The sequence below is a fragment of the Treponema sp. genome, assembly GCF_045657965.1.
Taxonomy (GTDB): domain Bacteria; phylum Spirochaetota; class Spirochaetia; order Treponematales; family Treponemataceae; genus Treponema_D.
Genome location: NZ_JAZOUG010000228.1, coordinates 1 through 24,969, shown reverse-complemented (window position 1 = coordinate 24,969; position 24,969 = coordinate 1). Strand labels below are relative to the sequence as shown.

At 40.1% G+C, this 24,969-nt stretch carries 22 protein-coding genes; 14 read left to right on the top strand and 8 right to left on the bottom strand.

All coding sequences use genetic code 11. From position 1 onward, the window contains the following. Together ACKI5B_RS08585 and ACKI5B_RS08580 are read left to right on the top strand one after the other, a co-directional pair. Nucleotides 1-2,586 (top strand): Ig-like domain-containing protein (locus ACKI5B_RS08585; RefSeq protein ID WP_407427781.1); only part of this gene is annotated, 2,586 nt, incomplete at its 5' end. 137 nt (nt 2,587-2,723) lie between these two features. After that, entirely contained in the window at nt 2,724-3,386 is a 663-nt protein-coding gene (locus ACKI5B_RS08580; RefSeq protein ID WP_407427779.1) for a hypothetical protein, read from the top strand. Here ACKI5B_RS08580 and ybaK read toward each other — a convergent pair. Further along, a complete protein-coding gene (gene ybaK, locus ACKI5B_RS08575; protein WP_407427777.1) occupies nt 3,383-3,871 on the bottom strand; it encodes a Cys-tRNA(Pro) deacylase in 489 nt (162 codons plus the stop codon). The genes ACKI5B_RS08580 and ybaK overlap by 4 nt on opposite strands. 111 nt (nt 3,872-3,982) lie before the next feature. Here ybaK and ACKI5B_RS08570 point away from each other — a divergent pair, with 111 nt between their 5' ends. After that, nucleotides 3,983-4,543 carry a hypothetical protein gene (locus ACKI5B_RS08570; RefSeq protein WP_407427775.1) on the top strand — a complete coding sequence of 187 codons (561 nt, stop codon included), beginning with the start codon at nt 3,983-3,985 and terminating at the stop codon, nt 4,541-4,543. Here the strand turns inward: ACKI5B_RS08570 and ACKI5B_RS08565 are convergent. Next, nucleotides 4,518-5,954, bottom strand: a complete 1,437-nt coding sequence (locus tag ACKI5B_RS08565) for an AMMECR1 domain-containing protein (protein ID WP_407427773.1) — start codon at nt 5,952-5,954, stop codon at nt 4,518-4,520. The genes ACKI5B_RS08570 and ACKI5B_RS08565 overlap by 26 nt on opposite strands. A 53-nt stretch (nt 5,955-6,007) precedes the next feature. On the opposite strand from ACKI5B_RS08565, the gene ACKI5B_RS08560 reads away from it, so the two are divergent. From ACKI5B_RS08560 to ACKI5B_RS08535, 6 genes are all read left to right on the top strand, one after another. Next, nucleotides 6,008-8,686, top strand: coding sequence for a DUF3160 domain-containing protein (locus ACKI5B_RS08560; RefSeq protein WP_407427771.1), 2,679 nt, complete (start codon nt 6,008-6,010; stop codon nt 8,684-8,686). Then, nucleotides 8,668-9,522 carry an AmmeMemoRadiSam system protein B gene (gene amrB / locus ACKI5B_RS08555; RefSeq protein WP_407427769.1) on the top strand — a complete coding sequence of 285 codons (855 nt, stop codon included), beginning with the start codon at nt 8,668-8,670 and terminating at the stop codon, nt 9,520-9,522. Before ACKI5B_RS08560 ends, amrB begins: the two co-directional genes overlap by 19 nt. A 32-nt stretch (nt 9,523-9,554) precedes the next feature. Continuing rightward, on the top strand, nt 9,555-10,919 hold the full coding sequence (locus ACKI5B_RS08550; RefSeq protein ID WP_407427767.1) for an MATE family efflux transporter: 1,365 nt from the start codon (nt 9,555-9,557) through the stop codon (nt 10,917-10,919). 2 nt (nt 10,920-10,921) lie between these two features. Continuing rightward, the gene (locus ACKI5B_RS08545) at nt 10,922-12,571 is read left to right on the top strand and encodes a diguanylate cyclase (RefSeq protein ID WP_407427766.1); all 1,650 of its coding nucleotides are present in this window, start codon (nt 10,922-10,924) and stop codon (nt 12,569-12,571) included. A 51-nt stretch (nt 12,572-12,622) separates the two neighbouring features. Then, the gene (gpmI, locus tag ACKI5B_RS08540; protein WP_407427764.1) at nt 12,623-14,281 is read left to right on the top strand and encodes a 2,3-bisphosphoglycerate-independent phosphoglycerate mutase; all 1,659 of its coding nucleotides are present in this window, start codon (nt 12,623-12,625) and stop codon (nt 14,279-14,281) included. Between the two features lie 78 nt (nt 14,282-14,359). Beyond that, nucleotides 14,360-14,503, top strand: a complete 144-nt coding sequence (locus ACKI5B_RS08535) for a hypothetical protein (protein WP_407427762.1) — start codon at nt 14,360-14,362, stop codon at nt 14,501-14,503. 37 nt (nt 14,504-14,540) lie between these two features. On the opposite strand, the gene ACKI5B_RS08530 is transcribed toward ACKI5B_RS08535, so the two are convergent. Beyond that, complete coding sequence (locus ACKI5B_RS08530; protein WP_407427760.1) at nt 14,541-15,128, bottom strand: CYTH domain-containing protein; 588 nt, start codon at nt 15,126-15,128, stop codon at nt 14,541-14,543. A gap of 151 nt (nt 15,129-15,279) precedes the next feature. Here ACKI5B_RS08530 and ACKI5B_RS08525 point away from each other — a divergent pair, with 151 nt between their 5' ends. Continuing rightward, complete coding sequence (locus ACKI5B_RS08525; protein WP_407427758.1) at nt 15,280-16,722, top strand: ASKHA domain-containing protein; 1,443 nt, start codon at nt 15,280-15,282, stop codon at nt 16,720-16,722. Here ACKI5B_RS08525 and ACKI5B_RS08520 read toward each other — a convergent pair. Further along, a complete protein-coding gene (locus ACKI5B_RS08520; protein WP_407427756.1) occupies nt 16,719-17,402 on the bottom strand; it encodes an HAD family hydrolase in 684 nt (227 codons plus the stop codon). The genes ACKI5B_RS08525 and ACKI5B_RS08520 overlap by 4 nt on opposite strands. Before the next feature lie 142 nt (nt 17,403-17,544). Here ACKI5B_RS08520 and ACKI5B_RS08515 point away from each other — a divergent pair, with 142 nt between their 5' ends. From ACKI5B_RS08515 to ACKI5B_RS08500, 4 genes are read left to right on the top strand one after another with little or no spacing between them, the layout of a single operon-like run. Beyond that, entirely contained in the window at nt 17,545-18,489 is a 945-nt protein-coding gene (locus ACKI5B_RS08515) for an ABC transporter ATP-binding protein (protein WP_407427754.1), read from the top strand. A gap of 1 nt (nt 18,490) precedes the next feature. Beyond that, complete coding sequence (locus tag ACKI5B_RS08510; protein WP_407427752.1) at nt 18,491-19,207, top strand: ABC transporter permease; 717 nt, start codon at nt 18,491-18,493, stop codon at nt 19,205-19,207. 5 nt (nt 19,208-19,212) lie between these two features. After that, nucleotides 19,213-21,315, top strand: coding sequence for a GldG family protein (locus ACKI5B_RS08505; RefSeq protein ID WP_407427750.1), 2,103 nt, complete (start codon nt 19,213-19,215; stop codon nt 21,313-21,315). 9 nt (nt 21,316-21,324) lie between these two features. Continuing rightward, nucleotides 21,325-21,915, top strand: coding sequence for a DUF4340 domain-containing protein (locus tag ACKI5B_RS08500; RefSeq protein ID WP_407427748.1), 591 nt, complete (start codon nt 21,325-21,327; stop codon nt 21,913-21,915). Nucleotides 21,916-21,990: 75 nt separating this feature from the next. On the opposite strand, the gene ACKI5B_RS08495 is transcribed toward ACKI5B_RS08500, so the two are convergent. The 4 genes from ACKI5B_RS08495 to ACKI5B_RS08480 all read right to left on the bottom strand — a co-directional run. Beyond that, nucleotides 21,991-23,034, bottom strand: coding sequence for a PcfJ domain-containing protein (locus ACKI5B_RS08495; RefSeq protein WP_407427746.1), 1,044 nt, complete (start codon nt 23,032-23,034; stop codon nt 21,991-21,993). 68 nt (nt 23,035-23,102) lie between these two features. After that, entirely contained in the window at nt 23,103-23,525 is a 423-nt protein-coding gene (locus ACKI5B_RS08490) for a hypothetical protein (protein WP_407427744.1), read from the bottom strand. An 18-nt stretch (nt 23,526-23,543) separates the two neighbouring features. Continuing rightward, complete coding sequence (locus ACKI5B_RS08485; RefSeq protein ID WP_407427742.1) at nt 23,544-24,272, bottom strand: FliG C-terminal domain-containing protein; 729 nt, start codon at nt 24,270-24,272, stop codon at nt 23,544-23,546. A 3-nt stretch (nt 24,273-24,275) separates the two neighbouring features. Then, on the bottom strand, nt 24,276-24,969 hold a 694-nt coding region (locus tag ACKI5B_RS08480), incomplete at its 5' end, for an aldo/keto reductase (RefSeq protein WP_407427740.1).

Sequence of the window (24,969 nt, the reverse complement as noted above, 5' to 3'; positions counted from 1 at the left end):
AGCTTCGATGACGGTCTTGTTGGAATTGATGTTCGAGCAACTGATAAAACCGGCAAAACTACAACTAAGAAAATTGCAATTCAGAAAGATACTACTCCTCCGGTTGTAGAAGTAATTCTTCCTGGCAGCGATGATATTGTAAACGGTGATAATCTTATTGCATTCATCGCAAAAGATAACGGACGTCTTGCAAAGGCTGAATATATCGGTCCTAGCCGTGGTGCTGCACCGATTGCCCTCGAACTTGCTCCGATGATTACAACACATGTCGGTACCGCAGAACAGCCGATTGATGATTTAATGTCATTCCGCTTTACTGATGCAATAGGTAACGCAACTGAAATCCGTCAGTGGGACTTTATCATTGATAATGCAAATGACCTGCCGGTTTCTGAAATCCATGTTCCTGAAGAAAATGCAGTTCTTACTCGTGATTTTGAATTCTCAGGCGTTATTTATGATGATGACGGTGTCAAAAAGGACGACGAAGGCAATGTAATCGGCGGACCAAAAATCTTCTACAAATTTGATAACGGCCGCTATACAGAACTCGATCAGATTGGTACAAGTTTCATTATTCCTAAAAAACTTCACGATTTCACTGATAATGAACATTCAATTACAGTTTATGCACTTGATATCAACGGAACAAAAGGACCGGAATACACACGAAACTTCCGTATTTCTCTTGAAGAGCCAAAAGGTGCTGTTCTTACACCGCCAATCAGCGAAACTGTAAAGGGAACTGTAAAACTTACAGGTAATGCAACAGATAAAAACGGTATCAAAGCTGTTTATATTTCTGTTGATAACGGAAACTCTTATGATGAAGCACTTGGAAATTACGGTCATGAAATGACACAGTGTAACTGGTCTTATGAATTCGATACCCGTGTTATTGAAGATGGTACACATGTTGTATTTATGAAAGTTGTTGACTGGTATGGAATTGAAGGTCTTTATTCATCATTGATTAACATTGATAATACAACTCCTGATATCAGCCTTGAACTTCCTCTTGATGATTCTAAGACAACAGGAATGGTATTCTTCTCAGGCCAGACAACTGATAATATTGCCCTTACAAAACTTTACATTACAATCCGTTCTCTTGACGGCCGTTCGGTTTCTTCAAGCCTTGCTCACACTGAATTGACACCTGACGAAATTATTACTCAGTCACTGGATATTTCAAGCCTTTCTGACGGATTTTACAATATTGAACTTACTGGTGTTGATGCTGCAGACAATATTACCCGTGTAAGCCGAAATATTCAGCTCGACAAGAAGATGCCAAAAGCAAAAGTTGATTTGCTTTATCCTCTTAACGGTGAATATGTACAGGGCAAATTTAATATCTACGGTACAGCAACAAGTGAATTCAATAATATTGAAAATTTGATTCTTATCATTGACGGAAAAACTGTTGCAGAGACAACACTTTCAGAAAGCGGTTATTTCAAATATACACTTGACCAGACAATGATTGAAGAAGGTCGCCATGATATTCGTGTTGAAGCTCATCTTGCTGATTCAACCAAGATTATCTCTAATACACAGTACCTTAACTATCAGGCTGTTGGTCCTTGGGTAACAATTGACAGCTTCAACTATGGTGACTTTGCATTTGAACGTCCTTATGTTATTGGAAACGCAGGATATTCATATGACGAAGATGAAGTTGTCCGTGCAAATGCAAAAGGTGCTCCAAAAGAATTAAAAGAGGCTGTTGCTGCTAAATCTGTAGAAATGGTCGAACTTTCTCTTGATAACGGCAAGACATTCGAAAAGGTTTCATCTTCTGGAAAATGGAGATACCGAATTGAAAACGAGGACATCGCAGAGGGATATCACTTCTTACTTATCAGAGCAAAAATGAAGAATGGTGAAGTAGCTGTTACACGCTGTATAGTTCAGGTTGACAGCACTAAACCTACTATTAAGCTCATTTCACCGGGTGCCGGCGGACATTACAATCAGGAAATGGTATTCCGTGGTCTTGCACATGATGATATAGCACTTAAGAGCCTTACACTTGCACTTAGAAAAGGTGATAAAGCTGCCTATGAAATTCCTGCTTTCATTCAGGGATTGTACTTCGACTGGCAGTTCTGGGGAGCTACATTGTTCAATGTTGGGGCAGGTCTTACCTTCTTTGATGACAATGTCAAACTTCAGGTTCAGTGGGGACAGTTTACTGATTCTCAGCGAGAATTGTTCTCTTCAAGTCCAAAACGATATGGCGGTGACAATATCCTTGGTATGAAGCTTCTGGCAAATGTTTACTACATGCCGTTCCGATATTACTTCGGACCAGACTGGGAATGGCTTTCTTTGAATGTAGCTGTAGGTGCTAACTTCACACGATTCAATGAATCAGGTGCAGGAAAAGCTCAGATTCTTTCTGCAGGTCTTGTTCAGCTGGAATTCCCGCGGGTTACCTTCTCTAAGCAGAAGATGTTCCGTACAATTGCATTCTACACAGAAGGTCAGTTGTGGTTCATTCCAACCGATGTTTCATCTGATCAGGATATTAAGAGTCTTGTTCCACAGATTTCATTCGGTCTGCGTGTAAATGTATTCTAATTTCAAACTTTGAAATTGAGCCGGGCTTTTTGCCCGGTTTTTTTATGCATATTTACAGCCTTTGTTGTTTTTTCTTAAAAATATGTTAAAATTATTTTACTGGAATTTTTATCTTGATTAATTTACTGGAGGTATATATGAAAAATTCTGTAAAAAAATTATTTGCAATATTTGCTTTGCTTGTTTCTGGTTCGGTTATGTTTGCAGAAAACGACATGAGTTTTGGAGAAAATTTTACAAGCCTTGAAGGGCATCGTTTCATAGAAGTTAAAGGTGCGATTCCTGTATTTCCTGTTTTAACTTCTCATGGTGTTGTTCAGTCCTTTGTTGTCGGCTTTTCAGATGTTTTTGGAGAAATGTTTACAGGTGAAGATGGTAATTATGATCATTACACTCCAAAACTTGCAACTGATTTAAATATTATTGTTTATCCGCCGATTGCAAATTATCATATTGGTTTTATGTGTGGTGTTGCAATTGATACCTGGGAGCAGAATACTGTTGAAAATTCAGTCGAAGTAACAAACACACATGATATGAACTATTTCTATGGCGGCGTTCATATTGATTATGGTCACTGGGTTTTGAGTTCGATAGGTACCAGAATTTCAATTTACGGTGAATACACAATGGGCTGGATTGCTTCTGATTTTAATGGTGATAAAGAAAAGACTTTCTGTTTTGATATCTGCCCGTTTGGATTACAGTTCTGCCCGGAAAAGCATTTCGGAATTTATTTTGAAATTCCGCACTTTGGCGGCAGACCGTTCTTCCAGACAGGTGTTTCAATAGGACTTTAACTTTCTAAAATCAAATCTACTGTTTGTGCTCCGGTGGCTTTAATTAAATCAGCCGGAGCAAGTGCAATCTGTTCTCCACGCATTCCTGCACTTACATAAACCTTTTCGTGTTTTAAAGCACTTTCATCGATAAAAGTCGGAAATTTCTTTTTCATGCCAAGCGGAGAACAGCCGCCGCGAACATAGCCTGTAAGGGCAAGAAGTTCATCTGGCTTTACAGGATTTATTTCTTTTGCACCGCAGGCATTTCTCGCTTTTTTTAAATTTATTTCGTGTTCTGCACTCTGACAGAATACAAAAATCTGTTTTGATTCGCTTCGCATAACGATTGTTTTAAAACATGCAGCCGGATTTATTCCAAGTTTTGCTGCTGTCTGTGAAGCAGCTCCTCTGGAAAGTTCATGTTCTCCGTCATCATCATAAGAAAGTGTTTCGTATTTTATTTTAAGACCGTCTAAAATCCGCATTGCATTAGTTTTTTTCATTTTATTTTCCCAGTTGATATGATATAGTAAAAAGAGAAGAAATGAAACCACAGATGTCACAGATTACACAGATGAAATTATAATCTGTGGTTTAAAATTCTTGGAGTTCTTATGAGCCAGAATATTGCCGAAGTTTTCAGTAATTTTTCACAGAAATTCAGCCGTTTCAGTAAATCGCCTGATGCAAAACGTGTTACGCCTCCTTCAAAAGATTCTTACTATGAAGAAAAAATGAGGGAAAGAGGGGAACGGCTTCGTACTTCAGTTGTTTCAAGCTACAAAATTTTCCGCTCTCCATTCGAAGCTTTGGGAGAGCAGAGTGACAGGGCGGCTTCTTTAGATAAAGACGAACAGAATCTTTTAAAGGCATATAATCTTTATAAATCCTGTATGGAAACAGATAAAGAAAATCAGGATGAAATCGGAGCTACGCACATTAAAAGTGTGGAAATTTATTCTCCTTTAGCTGATAAAGCAAGTTATACTTCAGGCGGTCAGTTTATTTATCTGTGTGCGTGGCTTTATTTTGAGGCTGCACAGCAGGAGTATTTTCCGTTTTTTACAGATTGTGAAAATCATTATACGCTTTGTTTTGAAAAAGCAGAAAAGCATGAACTTGACAGTCATGACAGAGAGATTTTTGAAATTATCCGCGGAGAGTTTTATTCGTAAAGCTGAGGGTTTTAGCCTTATAGAATTTTAATCCGTCTTTTTGCCACCCGTCAAATCCCAGAGAAGCTTTGTTTGAAAGCCTTGAAAGAAATTCTTCTTGAGTATAATTCCGTTCCAAAGCAATTGCGGCTTGAAGCAGTGTTTTTTCGCCGTCTGCTTCTTCAAGAATCAGACTGTCACTTCCAGGAATAAAGTCTTCTGGAAATGACAGTTCCTGCCATTTTCCAAAAATTGAAATGTTTGTAAAAAGTTCTTCCTGTTCGGATTTTTGAATTGAAGAATAACGCGGGTCTATACAGGCCTTCTGTGCACAAAAACTTACAGCCTGTTCAATTTCGCTTTCAGAAATTCCTTTGTAAAGAGAAAGACAGCCGCGGTCTTCAGAAATTGTTTTAAAGCGAACGGCAACTCCGAAAGCATTTTCAGCGCTGTTCTGGACTGAGTGCACAGATTGTTTTCCATTCCAGAAATCATTCTGGGCTATAGATGCAGTTTTAGAAAGTGAAATAAGTTTTTCTTTTGGAAAAGTGGATTTTAATAAAGAAAGGTTTTCATCATTCCAGTCAGAAAGAACTGATTCGGCTTCTTTATTGTTTGCCGTGATTTTTTTATTTAAAAGCGCATTTTTTACAGAAGACGGGCAGCTGGTCCACAAATATGCTCCCGGTAAGAAGGCGTTTTCATATTCTGAAAACACTTCAGGATTTTCTTTCCAGATTTTCCAGGCTTTAAGGTCATCGTTACTTTCAGCCTTTTCTCCGAATTTGCCGCATTCAAAAAAACATCCGGAACCGGTCTGCCAGTTTTCAATAAATGAAGAAAGATATGACCAGCCTTCAGAAGGATTTTTCTGATATGAAGAAGAAAAAGCAAGTGTTAAGAGAGCAGGTTTCTGTTTTTGAATCCATTCGCAGAGTTCAAGGACAAAATTTTGAGGATCGTTATCGGTGTCTTTTGTAAAAACGTCAAAATCAAGTGTTATTACGAAGTTTTTTTTCAAACTGATTTTCTGTAAATCGTGCCAGTCAACAAGTTCGACTGTTTCACGGATTTTTTGTGCAGTATCGGGGGTTGTGTCTTTTAAGCTGCGCTCAAGCCATGCAAATCTTGAATTTCTGTTGGGAAGTAAAAGAGTTCTTCCGGAAAGCCAGTAAACTTTTGAAACAAGGCCTTCTTCTATCAGATTTCCGACCCAGTTTACACTTGTAAGATTTCTTTGCCCCGGGTGAATGTCATGGTGATAATCCAGAAGAACAAGAGAAACAGGTCCTTTTTTTTGTGCATAAGATTTCACTGAATCATAAGAAAGAACATGGCGGTCATGCAGATGAATCTGGGTTTTAGAGCAGGAAAAAAATATAAAAAAGAGCGGAATAATAAAAATCAGCAGTAAAAATTGTTTTTTTTGCATCAGAGGAATTATCTCACAATGACAGTTTTTTTTCAAAGTGCTAAAATTAAAACATGAAGAAATCAGTTATTTTACTTGCAGCAATCATTATCCCGTTACTTTCATGTAATGAAAAATCAAGGACATCCGTTAAAAACACTTCGTCTGAAAACGGAGATTTACTTAATTCTCAGTTAAATTCAGAGCAGGTGGAAGGAGCCGGCTATTCTTCTAAAAAGCTAAAGTCAGTTCCCTCACTTTTAAAAGAAGAGCTTTCAAAGGATGCCTTTCATACAAATGCTCATGAGCAGTTTTTGAATGAACCTCTTAAGTTTGCTCCTGTTCCAGATCAGGGAGTTACTGAGGGAAGAACGGCCGTTGTAGGAAGCAAACTCTGTATGCTTTATCCTAAAGAAGCTTTTAGTTTTAATGAACATGGAGAAGCTGTTCTTAACAATGTAATTCATGGTGAAAACTACGGAACGCCGGTTCCTTTTTCTTCGATTGTACAGATTTCAGGTGAAAAACTTTACAACGGAGCAGAAGGGCAGAATCCTTATGCAGGCCAGATGTTTGAATTTCAGGCTAACTGGAACTGGTTTTATCCGGTAAAATGGAACGGCATGGAAGGCTATATCTTTGGTTCGGATTTAAAGGGACTTGGAGATTCTATTGAAAATAACAGAGTTACAGCTGAATTGTACCGCACAAATGGAAAATTTACAGAATTTTATCCTGTTTCAGGATATGGAGAGCTTGAAGACTCTGTAAAAGCTTCCCTTGAAGAAAACCGCCTTGCAATTCAGAAAACCCCGAGTCCTAACTGGCTTTCCGCTGATGACATGATTGACGACTATCAGAAAATTAAACGGGATTCAAAACTTCCTGTTTTTATTACAACTGATTTAGCAGCTCACTGTCAGCATTTGATTTTTGACCGCATGCTGCAGTACACCGAAGAAACTTTCTTTTTACCGCGTCTTGAGCAGCTTACAGAGCATTTTATTTCCGCCCTTTCAGAGCGTAGTGATGTTCCAAAAGATATTCAGGAAAAAGCAGTAAAATATTTTCAGGTTCCGCTTCTTATTTTAAAGACGGCTCCAAAAAAAATTGTCGATAAGAATAACTGGAGAGAGCCTGTTACTTACGAAGAACCTGATGAAGAGTCTTTAAAAGCAGTTTTTGCCGGCTTTGCTGAAGATGTTATTGCTGATTGTGAAAATATTTATAAAGCAAATGGCAGAACTGAAAGTGCTGTTATGGGTGTAGAGGAAGATTTTTCTCAATACAAGCCGCGCGGTCACTACACAAAAAATCCGCTTCTTGAAACTTATTTTAGGGCAGAAATGTGGTTCGGCCGCATTCATTTTTTAATTGCAGAAAAAAATCCTTCTGAAACTGACAGAACAAAAACCGCGCTTTTAATCTGCGACACGGTTCAGAAAAATCCGGATCTTTATAATGAATGGAAACGGCTTTTTGATCCGATTACAACAATGATTGGCATTTCTGATGATTTGAGTTTTTATGAAATTCTTCCGCTGTGGAATTCAGAAAAAACAGATGCTTTTGAAAACTGGTCAAATGATTCAGAAAAAGTCGTTAATTTTATGAATCTTTGTCATGAAAAACTACGTCCGCCTGCCATTAATTCAAATCCTGTATTTTCTTCAGACGGAAGTATTGCGCACGAAGGTGAGGATTTGACAAAACCTGCCATGGGCTGGCGTCTTTTTGGTCAGCGCTTTACTTATGATTCCTATATTCATGACAAGGTTTCACCGCCGCGTCTTATGAGCCGGGATATTGTCCGTGGTCTTGATGTTATGAAAGTCTTTGGTTCTAAATCGGCAGAAATTCTTCTTCAGAATTCTGATTATGCGGAAATGGAAGGCTTAAAAGAAAAACTTGATGCACTGCAAACTGATTTTTCATCTTACGGAAGTGAATTCTGGAATCAGAGTTACTATAATCAGGTTCTTGCTCAGGTAAAAACTCAGGCAACTTTTGAACAGGGAGCCGGCTTTTATTTTACAGAATCTCCTTTGTGGAATGTTAAGTCACTTTTGTCTTCTCACGGAACCTGGGCTGAACTCAGACATGATACAATTTTGTACGTAAAGCAGACTGCTGCCGAGCGTGCCGGAGACGGAGATTTTGAACCGACTTTCCGCACACTGCCGGTTCCAGACCCGGTTCACTATATTGAACCGAATGTTCCTTTCTGGAAAATTTCGTTTAACTCAGTTGTCAAGCTTATGCAGTGTCTCAATGACAATGATTTGCTTGATGATGAATCAGCTTACACTCTGGAGAATCTTTCTGATATTTACAGACGATGTATTGTAATTTCAGAAAAAGAGGCACAGAACAAAGCCATTACCAGTGATGAAAATGACTGGATTCCGACTATAGTTTCATATCTTAAAAAACTCATTTTTGTTCATAATCAGACTGATTACATCGAAGATTTCAATCAGCTTAGAATGGACTGTATTGCAGATGTGTTTTCAAATTATGAACTTGGACTTTGTCTTGAAGTTGGAGTTGCCCGCCCGCATAAAATTTATGTTCCTTTAAATGATTCACAGGGCGGTAAGCGGATTGCAATCGGTTTCTGTTTCAGTTATTACGAATTCACTCAGCCTGTAAATAACCGTCTTACTGATGATGAATGGAAAGATATGACAAATACAGTAAAACTTGAAAAATATATGCCGGACTGGGAAAAAGAATGTCTTCTCGACAAATAATTTTTGTTTTCTGCTCACTGATTTTTACATCATGTCTGGAAAAAAACGAAAATCTTATTCCGACCTGGGAATCTTCCGGCGAAATTGTCCCGCCGGTTATATTTTCGCCGGCTGTAGAAGAATTACCGCCGGAAAATTCTTTTGTCTGGGCAGGGACTGTAAGTCATCATCTTCTTGCAGATAAGCAGATTGATTTCTGGTTTTCTCAGATTGCTTCCAGGCGGAATGTTGAAACTTTTTTTATTATTTCGCCTTCTCATTACGGTCTTTCAACTAAGATATGGTCGCTTGCTGACTGTTCCTGGAAGACAAAAACTGCTGTAGTTCACACAGACAGTAAAATTGAACAGAAAATTGCAGATGGACTGGGAGTTTCTTTTGATGAACAGGTATTTTACGGCGAACACGGAATTACTACGCTTATTCCTTACATTGCACGGTATTTTCCCGGAGCAAAAGTCTGTGCAATTGCCGTGCATGGAGAGCCGCCTTTAAATCAGAATGAAGCGCAGAAATTATCTGACACACTTGCCCCTTTTTTTGATGAAAACGGCCGTAAGAAAAATTTTCTTGTAATCTCAACAGACTTTGCTCATCATGGAAATTATGAAGGTACGGTTTTTAAAGATAACCGGAGCCGGCAGTTTTTTAATGCACCTTCTTCCTCATCATGGATTTTCTGCGGCTGTGACAACAGACCGGGCATTTATACTCTTTCAAGATTTTTAACGCCTGTGACCAGAACTTCTGTAATCTTTCATACAAATTCTTTTGAACTTTCCGGTTTTGATGAAAATGATATAACAAGTTATTTTTTTACGCTGTTTTACGATTAGACATTTTTCTTTATAACCGCTAATCTAATAACATGACAAAAGATTTGACTTCAGGTCATCCTTTAAAAATCATTCTCTCGTTTGCTATTCCTGTCTTCTTCGGCTATCTTTTTCAGCAGTTTTACAATCTTGTAGATACAATAATTGTCGGTCAGTTTCTGGGTGTAGATGCTCTTGCGGCTGTAGGTGCTACCGGCAGTCTTCAGTTTTTTATTCTGGGATTTTGTATTGGTGTGTGTTCCGGCTTTGCAATTCCTGTGGCTCAGCGTTTTGGAGCCGGCGATTACACTTCAATGCGCCAGTTTATTTTTAATTCATGGATTTTAACAGCTGTTTTTTCTGTTGTTATCACATTTTTTACGGTTGCTTCCTGCCGCCAGATGCTTGCCTGCCTTAAAACACCGGATAATGTAATCAGTATGTCATATGCTTATTTTGTGATTATTCTGGCGGGCATTCCTGTCACTTTTTTCTATAACATTCTTGCAGGCTTTATCCGTTCTGTCGGGGATTCCAAAACGCCTCTTTATTTTCTTTTGATTTCAGCTGCCTTAAATATAGTGCTGGATCTGCTTTTTATCGGGGGGCTTAAAACGGGTGTTTCAGGAGCTGCTTATGCTACCGTAATTTCACAGGCATTTTCAGGAATTTTATGTTTTTTTTACATGAAAAAGAAATTTGAAATTCTTCGCCTTAAAAAAGAGGACAAATCTGTATCGTCAAAAAAAATTAAAACACTGCTTGGAATCGGCGTTCCAATGGGGCTTCAGTATTCAATCACCGCAGTTGGAAGTGTAATTGTTCAGTGGTCAGTTAACTGCTTAGGTTCAATTTATGTTGCTTCAATGGTTACTGCCCAAAAAATCAGCATTTTCTTTTCTACACCATTTGATGCACTGGGTACAACAATGGCAACTTATGCCGGCCAGAATGTAGGAGCCCGCAGAATTGACCGCTTAAATCCCGGACTTTTCTGGGGCTGTGCAACCGGATTTTTATGGTCATTTATTGCACTTGTGATTTTGTTTTTCTTTACTGATAATCTTGCAGCTCTTTTTATGAATGAAGCCGAATCTAAGGAAGTTGTTGAAGAAGTTTTAAAAAATGTTTTTTATGCACTCATGGCAAACGGTGTAACCTACTGTCTTTTAACACTTGTAAACTGTGTCCGTTTTACGATTCAGGGCATGGGATTTTCCCGCCTTGCAATATTTGCCGGTCTTGCAGAACTTGTCGGGCGCGGTGTAATAGGCATTTTCCTGGTTCCTGTTTTAGGATTTAAAGGTGCTGTTCTTGCAAGTCCTCTTGCATGGGTTTTAGCCGACTCTTTTCTGGTGCCTGCCTACTTTGCGTGCAGGAAAAAACTTGCTAAAATATATCTGACGGAAGAATCTTAAAAATGAAGTCGATAAAAACAAAAATCTTTGCAATTGTTCTCTCAAGTATAATTGGTTCTTCAGTGATTGTCGGAAGTTTTGGAATTTACTGGTCTAACAGTGCAATCCGTAAAGACTCCGTGCAGATTCTTGATTTAATGGCAGATGTTCAGAGTAACGGGTTAAATACCATGTTTTCTGATGTAGAACAGTCTTCCATTGTTTTGTCAAATTATGTTTCTGAAGAACTCGATTCTATTTTTGTTTTGACCGATAAAGAAGAATTTGCCCGTTATATCACAAAAATTGAAAATATTGCTTTTTATATTGCTAACTGTACAAGGCACGCGCTTTCTGTTTATGTTCGTTTTGCTCCTGAGCTTACTAATGGTGTTGAAAGTCTAATCTGGCGCAGAACCGGTGGAAAATTTGAAAGAGGTACTTTAACTGACTTTCCGATTTACAACTCTGATTTTGAAAACAGCTGGTATTACAGGGCAAGAAAATTTGACTGCGGTGTCTGGACAAAACCATATTACAATGATGATTTCAGAGAATATGTAGTTTCTTATTCAGTTCCTGTTTATAAAAACGGTAAATTTTTTGGCGTTGTTGGAATCGATATTGATTTTGATGATATGGCAACTATTGTAAATTCCATATCAATTTATAATTCTGGCTATGCTTTTTTAACTGACGAAGATTTTGTAATTTTGTATCACCGCTCTATCCCTGAAGGTACCCGACTTTTTAATCAGACAAATGATTTTTATCAGGTTCTAAAAGATGAAAGTTCTACTCCTGTTTATGAATATGCTTTTAAAAACCGGAAATCACGCATGATTTATAAAGAATTAATAAACGGCATGCGTCTGGTTGTAAGTGTTCCTGCCCGTGAAATTGATAAAGACCGCACTAAGCTGATTATTATGATAGTACTTTCTGTGCTGGTAATATCAGTTATGGTTTCACTGTTCAGTGTGTGGATGTCTAACCGTCTGACTAAGCCTTTAAAAGAACTTACTGATTCAACAAATAAAATTGTGGCGGGGGTTTATGACCTGAATTTTAAGCGTAAACCTCATGATGAAATCGGTAATTTGATGAACACATTTTCGTTTATGGCGAAATCACTTAAAGTTCAGTTTGATTATATAAACACGCTTATTTATATTGATTCGATGACTGGTGCGAAAAATAAGCGCGCTTTCATTGATGAAAGAACTGAAATTGATAAAAAAATTGAAAATTCAAAGCAAACAGGTAAAAAATTTGAATTCGGTATAATTGTATTTGATGTTAATAATCTTAAATATTTAAATGACAATTTTGGACATGAAGAGGGTGATGAATTAATAAAAAATTCTTACAATTTGATTTCCTCTAATTTTTCAAACAGCCCTGTGTTCAGAATCGGTGGTGATGAATTTGTTGCGGTAATAACAGAAAAAGACTATGAAAATTGTCTGGAACTTCTTACAAAATTCCGCACAGAAATGGAGTATCTTCAGAATAATAAGGCTAAACCTTCTGAGCAGCTTTCGATTGCAGCCGGCTTTGCTGCATATGACAGTCAGAAAGATGTTAATTTTCAGAGCGTATTTGCTCGTGCTGATGAAGAAATGTACAGAGCAAAAATTGCCATGAAAGGCGGCCGTGAAAACGTAAGGTAGAATCTTTAAATTAAAAATTATATAATTCAGTCTGAAATTAAGGAGACAAATATGGCAGATACAATGCACGCATTGGAAAAAAATCCTGACTGGAAAGGACGCCGCGGACCGGTTGTTCTTGTAATTATGGACGGTGTAGGATACGGAAAATATGAAGAAGGCGACGCTGTTCGTGCTTCTAAAATGAAATATCTGGACTGGTTCACAAAGAACTGCCCGCACACAAAGCTTAAGGCTCACGGAACTGCTGTAGGTCTCCCAAGCGACGACGACATGGGAAACAGCGAAGTAGGTCACAACGCAATCGGTTGTGGTCGTGTCTTTGCTCAGGGTGCTAAGCTTGTTGGCGAATCAATTACTTCAGGCAAAATGTTTGAAGGTGACACCTGGAAAAAACTTGTTAAAAACGTAAAGGACAAGAATTCAACATTCCACCTTATGGGGCTTGTTTCGGACGGAAACGTTCACTCACACATTGACCACCTTAAGGCTATGATTAGTCAGGCTCACAAGGAAGGTGTTAAAACTTTGCGCGTTCACGCACTTCTGGACGGACGCGATGTTCCTCCAACTTCTGCTCTTGAATATTTTGAACCGCTCGAAAAATTCCTTGCTGAATTTAGCGATGTAGACTACCAGATCGCTTCTGGCGGCGGACGAATGTACATTACAATGGACCGCTACGGTGCTGACTGGTCAATGGTTGAACGCGGCTGGCACGCACATGTTCTTGCTGATGGTCGCCAGTTTGCAAGCGCTACAGAAGCTATCAACACATACCGTAACGAAAACTCTGGCCTTTTGGATCAGGATATGCACGAATTTGTTGTTGCAAAAGACGGAAAGCCTGTAGGCCCTATCGTTGACGGCGACAGTGTAATCTTCTTCAACTTCCGCGGTGACCGCTCTCTTGAAATCACAGCTGCTTTTGAAGAAGACAACTTCCCGCACTTTGACCGCGTACGCCGCCCTGCTGTCGAATATGCCGGCATGATGGAATACGACGGAGACAACCACAAACCAGCTCAGTTCCTTGTAAACCCGCCAAGCATCGACCGCACAATGGGTGAATATCTTACAAAGACTGGCGTTCACCTTATGGCAATTTCTGAGACTCAGAAATATGGTCACGTTACTTACTTCTTCAACGGTAACCGCCCTGGTGAATTCGACAAGAATCTTGAAACATACGTAGAAATCCCATCCGACGTTGTTCCATTTGAACAGCGTCCATGGATGAAATGTGCAGAAATTACAGACAAAGTAATCGAAGCCATTGAATCTGGAAAATACGACCACATCCGCCTGAACTATCCAAACGGAGACATGGTAGGACACACAGGTGTATTCAATGCTGTAGTATGTTCTATGGAAGGAATGGATCTTCAGCTTGGCCGCCTTAAGGCAGCAATCGAAAAAGCAGGGGGTATCCTTTGTCTTACAGCTGACCACGGAAACAGCGACGACATGTACGAGCACAAAAAAGACGGCTCTGTTGCAATGGGCGCAGACGGCGAACCAAAGCCAAAGACAAGCCACTCATTGAACCCTGTTCCAGGCATCATCTACGACCCGGAATACAAAGGAGAATACGACAACACCAAATTGAATGACGGCCTCGGAATCTCTTCTTGGCCTTCAACTTTGATGCAGCTTATGGGCTTTGTTCCGCCGACAGACTATGATAAATCAATGTTAATTATGAAATAAATGAAAAAAGGATTGCCGCTCTTGAAACGGCAGTCCTTTTTCTGATATACTCAATGTACATTTTTTCAAGGAGATCCTATGAGACTTGCAAACCGATTCAGACCACAGCATGTTGTAAACAAAACAACAAAAGTTAATTCTAAAAAAAATGCAAAACGACTTGCTGCTAACTATGCAGTTCTTGCTTCACTTGCAGCAACTTCTTCAAAATCAAAAAAATAATTTTGGTTTCAAGACCACCCGAAAACAGGGTGGTTTTTTATTTATCGGTCAAAATTTCGGCCCATGAACGGGAATCCCGGTTTTCAGGATTTATTCCAAGTGTATTGAGTATTTTTTCAAGATTTTTACGAATTTCAACTGGATTTATATCGTCTTTTGTGTATTCAATTTCTGCGTAAGGCAGACCGTTTACTTTTTCAATTTCAAGATTTGCTTCAAAATCAGAAATGCTGGAAACCGAGCAGTTTACAAAGATTGAATCCTTTTTCTTTTCAAACCATTTTATATATCCTGTGGCTTCGAAAAAACTTCGCAGCACGTCCGGGTTTTCAATGAAAGTCTCCTGTTCATTGTTAAATTCAATTCCGTCTTTCAGTTTTTTTTGTTTTATGCAGAAATAAGCTTTTTTATTATTTTCTGTACGGATTCTTATAACCCGAAGTTCTTTGTTTTTAATTCTTTCTTCGTGGCTTTTATAAAGAGAAAAATATTCATCATGCTTTTGAATGAGTTTCAGAGAATGATATGTGAAACCAGGGAAAGTTTTGTTATTTTTTAAAATTCCGGATATTGTTTCATACTGATTTTGCGTCAACGGAACTTTTAATTCTATTTCTTGAGACATACTTTTTTTTTATTATAATGAAAAAAAATTTAGTGTAAAGGACGAAGCTGTTACAGAAGCAAAGGGAAGTATTTTTTCTAATACAAAAACTTATAGAAAAGCTGAAGTATTTTAACTTGAAAAATACTTCATCTCGTTATATTCTATGAATATGCAGATTGTAACAGAAGGCGAGATGCCAAAAATTCCAGAACAAATCGAAAATAGTAATGCTTCACCTGCTGAACTGGGAATCGCTGTTGATATTGGTACAACAACTATAGCAGTCAGTGTCTGGTCACTTTTGAAGAGAAAGCATCTGGTTTCTGTTGCTGAAAAAAATGCTCAGGTTCGTTATGGATATGATATAATCCGCCGTATTTCTTTTGCTGTCCGGCCGCCGCTTACCGGCTCTTCTGCCGTTGTTGAAAGCGGACCTTCGGCACTTCATTATTGCCTTATAAGCCAGCTGGAAAAAATGTTTACAAAAGCAATAATCGAAGCTTCAGCAAAGCTGCCGCGCGGTTATCAGCCGAAAATCAGCTCCATGGTTATTACCGGCAACACAACCATGCTTTCGTTTTTGTGTTCAACTTCAGTCAATAAAATGGCAGCTGCTCCTTTTACACCTGCAACTCTTTTTGACATTAATACTACCTGGAATCAGATTCGCACCGGCACTGTCTTTGATTTTTGTGTTGAGTTAGATAATCCAACACCGGAATTACTTCAGATTTTTAATTCCAGTTCAATTCCTGCAGAAACTCCTGTTTATATTCCGCCCTGTATTGGTGCATTTATTGGTGCAGACTCCGTTTGTGCAATGATTGCGGCCGGATTTCCTGTTCCAGGCGCTAAAAATTCTCCGTCGACTTTAAGACCATGGGAATCAAAAGTAACTGCACCTCTTTTAGTTGCAGATATCGGTACAAACAGCGAACTTTGTCTTTATATTCCGGATACACCGGAACAGCCTGGTAAAATTATCTGTACTTCAGCTGCTTCAGGACCTGCATTTGAGGGAGCTAATATCAGCTGCGGTATGCCTTCAATTGAAGGTGCAATCGATAAGATGAGCTATCAGGGAGATAAACTTGTCTGTCATACAATCGGGGACAAAAATCCGGTTGGCTTATGCGGAAGTGGTCTTATTAGTGCCGCAGCAGTTCTTCTGGAAAATAAATTTATAGATAAAAACGGCATTATCATCCGAGAAAAATCTAAGCTTGGTGACGGTTCTTCCTGCATTGAACTTACACCTGCTGTTTACATTTCTCAGCAGGATATCAGAAATATGCAGCTTGCGAAATCTGCTGTAAGAACAGGTCTTGAGTATCTGCTTGAACATACTTCTGAAACTCCTGTTTTCTGTATTGCAGGCGGTTTTGGAGCAAAAATCAGTCTTCGTGAAGCCTGTGTAATAGGTCTGCTTCCTTCACAGCTTGAAAAACGTACTGTTCAGCTTGGAAATGCAGCCCTTTCAGGTGCTTCTGCACTGCTTTTTTCAAATGTACTGCGTGAGAAGGCTGCAGCACTTGCAAAAAAATCAGTTCAGGTTAATCTGGCGGCTGTTCCAGGTTTTCAGCAGAAATTCTTAAAAGGCATTGATTTTTAAGACAGTTCAAATTCATTAAGATTTTTACAGTCTGCATCACACAGTTCTAAAATCCGCTGCCAGTCTGTAAGCGGCGGCTCGGTTTTCTCTTCATTGCTTTCATCGTAGACTGCACACACCTTAAATCCGGCCTTTTTTGCCGTGCGGATTGCGTGGAGCGCATCTTCAAAGACAACTGATTCTCCGTTTTTTGCTCCGCAGACTTCTGCCGCTTTTTCAAAAATCAGCGGTTCAGTTTTTGTCGTGTTGAATTCAAGACAGGTAAGAATCGCCTTGAAATATTTTACGCAGTCGAGACGCTCCATGCATGCAATTACGCTCGGCCGGTCGGTGGCTGTCGCAAGTACGCAGGGAATGTGCTTTTCGTTCAGTTTTTCAAGCAGTTCCCGGGCGCCTTCCTTTAATTGCAGTGTTTTTCCGTAATGGCCGCTGATGAGCGCTCTGATTTCATCCATGATTTCGGCCTGACTTTTTTTAATCTGATATTTTTCGATAAAATAATCCGCAGACTCAACAAGATTGAACCGTTTGATTTCGTCCCAAAGCCCTTCGCGGGGTGTTTTTCCGTTCGCTGCCAGATATTGCGCGCCGATTCCGTGCCACATTCCCATAGAATCCAAAATCGTGCCGTCCATATCAAAAATCGCACACTTCATGTTTGTAAAAATTGAATTTTTCATAGGAATAATATAACCTATTTTGCATAATGTTTGTTTAAAAAACAAGACTTGGACTGCACAAATAAATATGTTTCAAAGTTAGTTTGAATCTGTGTTCATCTGTGTAATCTGTGGTTAAAATTCTAAAGGAAAAATTTCAAAAATGATTGAAGTATCTCATGTTTCTAAACGATTCGGGGAATTCAAGGCTGTTGATGATGTAAGCTTTTCTATCCCCACTGGTCAGATTGTAGGTCTTTTAGGTCCTAACGGTGCCGGTAAGTCTACTACCATGCGAATGATTACCGGTTTTTTTAAGCCCACCAGCGGCTCAATCACTATCGACGGAATTGACATCGAAAAAAATCCTGTCGAAGCAAAACAGAAAATCGGCTATATGCCGGAAAGTGCTCCTCTTTATGCTGACATGATTGTCGAAGAATACCTTCGCTATGTGGCCCTCATGCAGAATCAGAATCCGGAAGAAAAAATCCCGAAGCTGTGCGAAGAGTGCGGTCTTAAAGAAGTGATGCACAAAAACATCTCAGAACTTTCACGAGGTTACAAGCAGCGTGTAGGACTGGCTCACTCACTCATGAACGACCCGGAAATCCTGATTCTCGATGAACCGACCTCAGGCCTTGATCCGAACCAGATTGAAGATGTGCGCTCCCTTATCCGCGAAATCGGTAAAACCCGAACTGTAATCATTTCGACACATATTTTGAGCGAAGTTGAAATGCTTTGCGGAAGGGTAATCATCATTTCAAAGGGCAAACTCGTTGCAGACAGCCCGACTGTAGAACTGCGTGAACGCTATGGTCACTCGGAAACTGTCTTTGTTCAGCTTGACGGCGCTTCAGAAGAAGAAGCAAAATCAGCAATTTCTTCTATTACTGATGTTGAAGGCTGCACTCTCACAAACGGCGACAAAATTGAATCTGCCCCGGAAGCTTTGAGCTTTATCGTAAGCGCAAAGAACGGTAAAGAAATCCGCCCGGAACTTTTCCGCCTGTGCGCACAGAAAAACTGGACAATCTGGGAGCTTTCAGTTCGTAAGAACAGCCTGGAAGACATCTTCCACGGCTTGACGGTTGAGGAGAAATAAAATGTCAAAATCATCAGTGATTATATTCAAGCGTGAAATCCGCGCTTATTTTTCTAGTCCTATCGCTTACATCGTTACGGGGCTGTTTTTGCTGGCTTCGGGATTTTTGTTCTTTAATACATTCTTCCTGAATAACCGTGCTGAATTGCGCCAGTTTTTCGGTCTTCTGCCGATTGTGCTTTCGTTTTTTATTCCGGCACTCACAATGAGGCTTTTAGCAGAAGAAAAACGGAGCGGTTCTTATGAAACGCTGCTTACGCTTCCAGTTACCGAGCTTGAAATTGTTGCGGGAAAATTCCTTGCTTCTTTTGTTTCCGGGGCAGTGATGCTGGTTCCGACTTTGTTTTACGCCGTAACCTGCTATATTTTCGGAAAACCGGATGCGGGCCCGATGATTGGCGGCTATCTCGGCGCACTCTTTTTGATTGCTTCGTTCAGCGCAATCGGGCTTTTTGCTTCGAGCCTTACAAAAAATCAGATTATCGCATTCTTCATTGCGTTTGCAATCTGCATTATTTTTACGCTCATTTCAAGCTTTTTGATTTTTATGCCATCTTCAGTCGTTTCTTTCTTTGATTTTTTCTCGGCATATTCTCACTTTGAGTCAATTTCACGCGGAATTCTTGATTTGCGCGATCTGCTTTACTTTGTTTCACTTACAGCAGTTTTCTTTGTTCTGACCGTTGAGTCCTTAAAATCTACAGGGGAGGCTCGTTAATCAAAATGAAAAACTTCATCAAATACATAAAAAGTCCAAAAAGCGATGTTCTTCTATTTATAATTCTTTTGATTCTGGCAAATCTTGTTGTAAGCCGCTCTTATTTTAGAATCGATCTTACAGAGCCAAAATCTTATTCACTTTCAAAAGGAAGTGAACAGGTCGTAAAAACTCTGGAAGAGCCGCTTTCAGTCAAAGTTTTTTTCTCGGACAACCTTAATGCTCCATATTCGAGCGTCTATCAGTACATCAAAGATATTCTTGTTGAGTACAAGTCGGCTGCGAACAGCAATTTTTCTTACGAATTCATGGATATGAAAAAGGGAGAAAACGAAAAAGCTGCCCGTGACTACGGTTTGAATCAGATTCAGATTCAGGAACTCAAAAACAATGAAGTCGGAGTTAAACGCGTATGGATGGGAATCGTCCTGCTTTATGCCGACAGAATCGAAACTCTGGATTCTCTTACTTCAACAGACGGCCTTGAATATAGAATCACAACTACAATTTCAAACATGGTTTCAACCACAAGTGCGCTTGCAGGTCTTTCAGGCGATGTAAAACTTACTCTCTATGCTACAAAAAAGCTTGCTGATTTTAAAATCATCGGCTTTTCTCAGATGGAAGATGAAATCCGTGCCGCTTACCGTGAAATCAACAAAAAGAACAAAAACAGAATCACTTTTGAAGCCGTTGACCCTTCTTCTTCTGAAATTCCAGCTCTTGTAGAAAAATACGGAATCCAGAGCCTTAACTGGAACGATGCGACTCTTGGTCAGGGAATTGGGGCAGTCGGTCTTGTTCTTGAATACGGCGAAAAATTCAGCGTCTTCCCGGTAAAAATGAGCCGTGACTTCTTTGGCCGCAACATGATTACAGGTCTTGAAAATCTCGAAACTCAAATCGAAGAAAGCCTGAAGTCAATCGTTTCAAAATCTCAGGAAGTAGGATACATCACAGGTCACGGAGAACTTGGACTTACCGAGCAGAATCAGTACGGCCAGAGCTCAGAATCAGTTCTTTCAAAGCTGATTTCTGACCGCTACACTCTCAAAGAAATCAAACTTTCTGAAGAAGAAATTCCTCAGAGCCTTTCAAGCGTAATTATCGCGGGTCCGAAATCTTCTTTTACTGACGAAGAACTTTACAAAATCGATCAGTATGTGATGAAGGGCGGAAATCTTCTTGTGTTCCTCGATCCGTTCGAAGAAAAGCAGGCAAATCCGTATTCAGCTCCGACTTATGAGCCGGTTAACACAGGACTGGAAAAAAATCTTGAAAAATGGGGAATTGCTGTTCAGAAAAAATATGTCTATGACACAAACTGTTTCAGCCAGACTGACCGCCAGTACGGAAAGATGAATTTCTATGTCGCTCCGATGATGCAGAAAAACACTCTCGACCAGAAAAGCCCGGTTACAAAAAACTTGGGCTACGTAATTTTCTTCCAGAACGCACCGATTGATGTTACTGGAGCAAAAGAAAACTCAAATGCACGGGTCACTGTCCTTGCAAAATCTTCAAAAGAATCATGGACGGTAGATTCAAACATTTCTGCTGACCCGCGCTTTATTTCCGTTCCGAGCGATAAATCTACAATGGCAAGCGAAAATCTTGCAGTTCTCGTTGAAGGAAAATTCTCTTCAGCATTTGCAGGCAAACCTGCAGAAAACAGTGCAGAGAAATCAGAAGAGAGCAAAAAAGATGATAATTCAATCGCAGTCAGCGAGCATCTTTCAAAATCAGTCCAGAATTCAAAAATCATCGTTACAGGAAGTTCAGTTCTTGCCGGCGGAAAAATCGCAATGTTCAATGGAGCACAGCTTCTGGATGCAGAAGGAAGCCAGCCGGTTTCAATGTTCGTCCGAAACGCAGTCGATTACCTTAACGGTGAAGAAGATTTGTGTACAATGCGCACAAAAGGCCTGTCGCTCAACACACTCACCGTAAAGAGCACGGCAGCATCAAACTTCGCAAAATATTTCAACGAAATCGGTCTCGTAGTGCTTGTTGCGCTTGCAGGTCTTGTTGTCCTTTTGAAAATCAAAGCTAAAAAACAGGCAATCCGAGAGCGATACAACCCGAACGACAGCAGGATCGAAAAATAGGAGTTTGTTATGAAAGATAAATTGTTATTGAGAAAACTTGTATTGCTTGGCGGAATTGCCATTCTGGCTTTGATTTATGTTCTGCAGGTTATTTTGGGAAGCCGTTCTTCTGTTAAGGATTTTATCATCGACAAAACCTATGACACGATTGAAATTACTTCCCAAGAAAACGGCACGATTCTCCTCAAACGCTACGGCGATTTCTGGAAAGTAAACGATGAGGAAGCCGACAGCGGAAAGGCAAAAATGATTTCAGATGCAGCCCGCTCAATCAAAACACTTTCTGTGATTTCAACATCAACAAGCGAAGATGCAATCGAACGCTATGGATTTACCGATGCACAGAAAATCACGGTTAAAGTGAGCGACAACGGCAAAGAATATCTTTCACTTGAAGTTGGAAAAGATGCCGCAAACGGTCAGCAGAACTACATCCGCGTGAACGGCAAAAACGAAATCTATCTTGCAAGCGGTGCATTGAAACAGCGCTTCAACGTAAAAGCAGACGAGCTTAAAGCCCCTAAAAAAGAAGAAGCTCCTGCTGCGGAAGCTGCGCCTGCAGAGAGCGCAGCGGCTGAAGAAACGCCGAACTTACTGTAAAAACAAAAATCTTGATAAGCGGAGACGATTTGTTTCCGCTTTTTTTATGCCCGCGGTTCTTTATTTAGAGGAAAATTACATGTACAGATGCTGCATGTTTGCCCATTTCTGGAGAATCCGGTTCTGTCCGGGGCTTATATCATCATTATATTTTTCTTTGACCTGATTTATTCTGTTTTTAACAACTTCAATGCACATTTCGTATTCATCTCCTTTTGCTGCATATACAATCGTTGTTTTTTTGCTGAAAACCTGAGGTATATAGCTTGCAACGCAGTTCTGGAATGCAGTGCCAAGATTTCTTATTTCTCCGGTGGTTTTCGGAAGATGAAATACATAGTCTTCTATCTTGCAGGCATATTTTTTTTCTTGCGCAGAATATTTCAGCGTTGTATCAGAGTATTCAAGGTTCCTGACTGTTTTAGAGAAAACGTCATGGTTGTATCTGGTGAAACCGTCGTCAAGAATTCTTTTTATCATGCTTTCGTCCGTATAGCTGCGGCACAATGAAATCATTCTGATGCAATCCTGCATATAATAGTTTGTTTTGCGAAGAAGCAGGCGGGTAATTGAGATTTCGCTTTTTATGTTCAGTGCATTGTTTACAAATTCTATGAAGTCGTCTTCATTATCCAGTACGAAGTCAAGTTCTTTTGCCTGTATGAGGCGTGCGAGGATATTCACGTCTGAAAATCCTGCCTTTACGAATACATGGCATTTTGCAACTGCAGCAGGTTCTGTTATGAAGATTTTTCTGAGCGCCTTGAAGTTCGGAATATTCAGTTTTGTGCAAAGTTCGTTGAAGACCGCCGGATTCTTTCTGTCAACGGAAAAACCCGGTTGCTTTATGCTTGAAATTACCGCTGCAATGTTCGGCTCGTACGGATATCGGGCAATATTCCTGAAGGCTTCGATTCCCTGTGCTGCACACGTAAATCCGAGTTTTTTCCCTGCCCATTTATCCCGCATTTTAATGAGTTCCCGGATTATGTCTGAAAACATTTCTTTTGGAATAGTCGTTGCATCATCTTCAGAAAAAGAATTGTTCTCTGTATGAAATGTTCCTGTCTGAAAACTGTAGCGCTCATTGATTGTCGTAATGAACGGATGCTTGTCCATAAAATCCCAGTCGGAACGGGCGAGTGTTTTTATCTCGATTTCAAAAGAAAGTCGGGTCCAGTTGAGAGTCAGATGAAGGTAAAAAAAGTCTTTCCTGTCACCGTTTTTGTCGAGTAATGTCGCTTTGCGCAGTCTGCTGATTTTGTTCCGTCTTCAAACTGCAGAAAATTTTCTCCGGAAGATTTTACCGGAATATATGTTTCATTGATGTATGCACTTTTAGAGCCTGTGCCTGCATCTGTACGAAGAATTAGAGGCTCATCTGCATCATAGAATTTTTGATTTGTGCATAAAAACGAGTCTGCACAGAATATCCGGTAAAAATAGACTTCCTCAATTTTATCAGACGGAGAGTTTTCAAAGAATTCCGAATCGTCGGCTTCTGCGTTCTGTTCTTCTGCAAAATCTGTGTCGGGAAGAAGGGCGCCCTCATTTGTTTCATCGTTTTTTGAGTCAGCTTTTTTAGCAAACAGTTTTTTCAGAAAAAACATACGGGCAGCTTCTTCCTGTTATCGCGGCATTACGATTTCATTTTCATCAATAAGGCACTGGACAGCCTGGCATATCTTCAGCCGGCTTTCACTGATTTCCTGAGTCTGTCCGTTCAGCTTCCGTTTCATGTATTCTATGTCGTCTTTCATCATGTTTGCGGCACGCTGAGAAATTGCTGAGAATATGGCGCTTTTTACATCTTTGTCTGCATCAATCAGGGCAGTCTGTAAAACGTTTTTGTCTATTCTCTGGAGAATCCGCTGAATATCCTGCTTTGAGAGTTTTGCTATGTCAGAAAAGACAAAATACGCTTCATCGAGTACGGTTGAAAGCAATGGATTTGTATCCAGAAGCTTGTCCATTTCCGCGTTAAAAAGTTCTTTTTGAGACCATAATTCTGTTGAAGCGTTATGTGCCTCTGTTAAAATCTGTCTGTTGTTGAAATCGAGGGTATCAAATACATGGGCGACTTCCGAAAGGACTTCTCCGTTGTGTACGTCAACATCCTGTGCAAGACTTAATATTTTTTCGCAGATTCCCTTGTCCATTAACTTTTCAACTTCTTCAGCTTTTTGCGGACTCATCTTTTTAAGATATGAATATACATAGGCCATAGTCCGCTGGTAGCCGGAGGTCAGAAAAGTTGTGAGATGTTCTGCCATTTTGTCTTCAAGATGTTTTACCGCAACATCGAAGTTTTTAAGTGCGATTTCTTGCTCTGTAAGAGGTTTTTCGCTTTCACCCAATTTTCAGCCTTTCAGAATTGCTTCGATTTCGTTCAGTTCTTCCTGCGTGAATGAAAGGTTTTCAAGCGATTTGACGTTCTCTTCGATTTGAGAAGGCCGGCTCGCTCCAATCAAAACTGTCGTGACAGCCTCGTTTTTGAGAAGCCATGCAATCGCAAGCTGGGAAAGCTTTTGACCGCGTCGCCCGGCAATCACGTTCAGTTTTTTTGCCTTTTCAAGCACATCCGGATTGAATTTCTGGACGATTGATGTTTTTCCTTTTGCAAGACGGGAATCTTCCGGAACGCCGTTCAAGTAGCGGTCGGTGAGCACGCCCTGGAAAAGCGGTGAGAAGAGAGAAAGGCCGATGCCGTTTTCTTTTGCCCATTTATCGAGACCGTCTTCTTCGACCCAGCGGTTAAGCATTGAATATGACGGCTGGTTTACGATGAACGGAGTGTGCAATTCTTTAAAAATTGCGGCGATTTCGGCACTCTGAGCGCTGTTGTAGTTTGAAACTCCGACATAGAGAGCCTTTCCTTCGCGCACAATCTGGTCGAGGGCGAGGGCAGTTTCTTCAAGAGGAGTGTTCGGATCAAAGACATGGTGATAGAAAATATCGACATAATCCAGGCCCATACGCTTGAGGCTCTGATTCACCGATGTAATCAGGTATTTTCGCGAGCCGTTTCTGTCGCCGTAAGGACCGTCCCACATC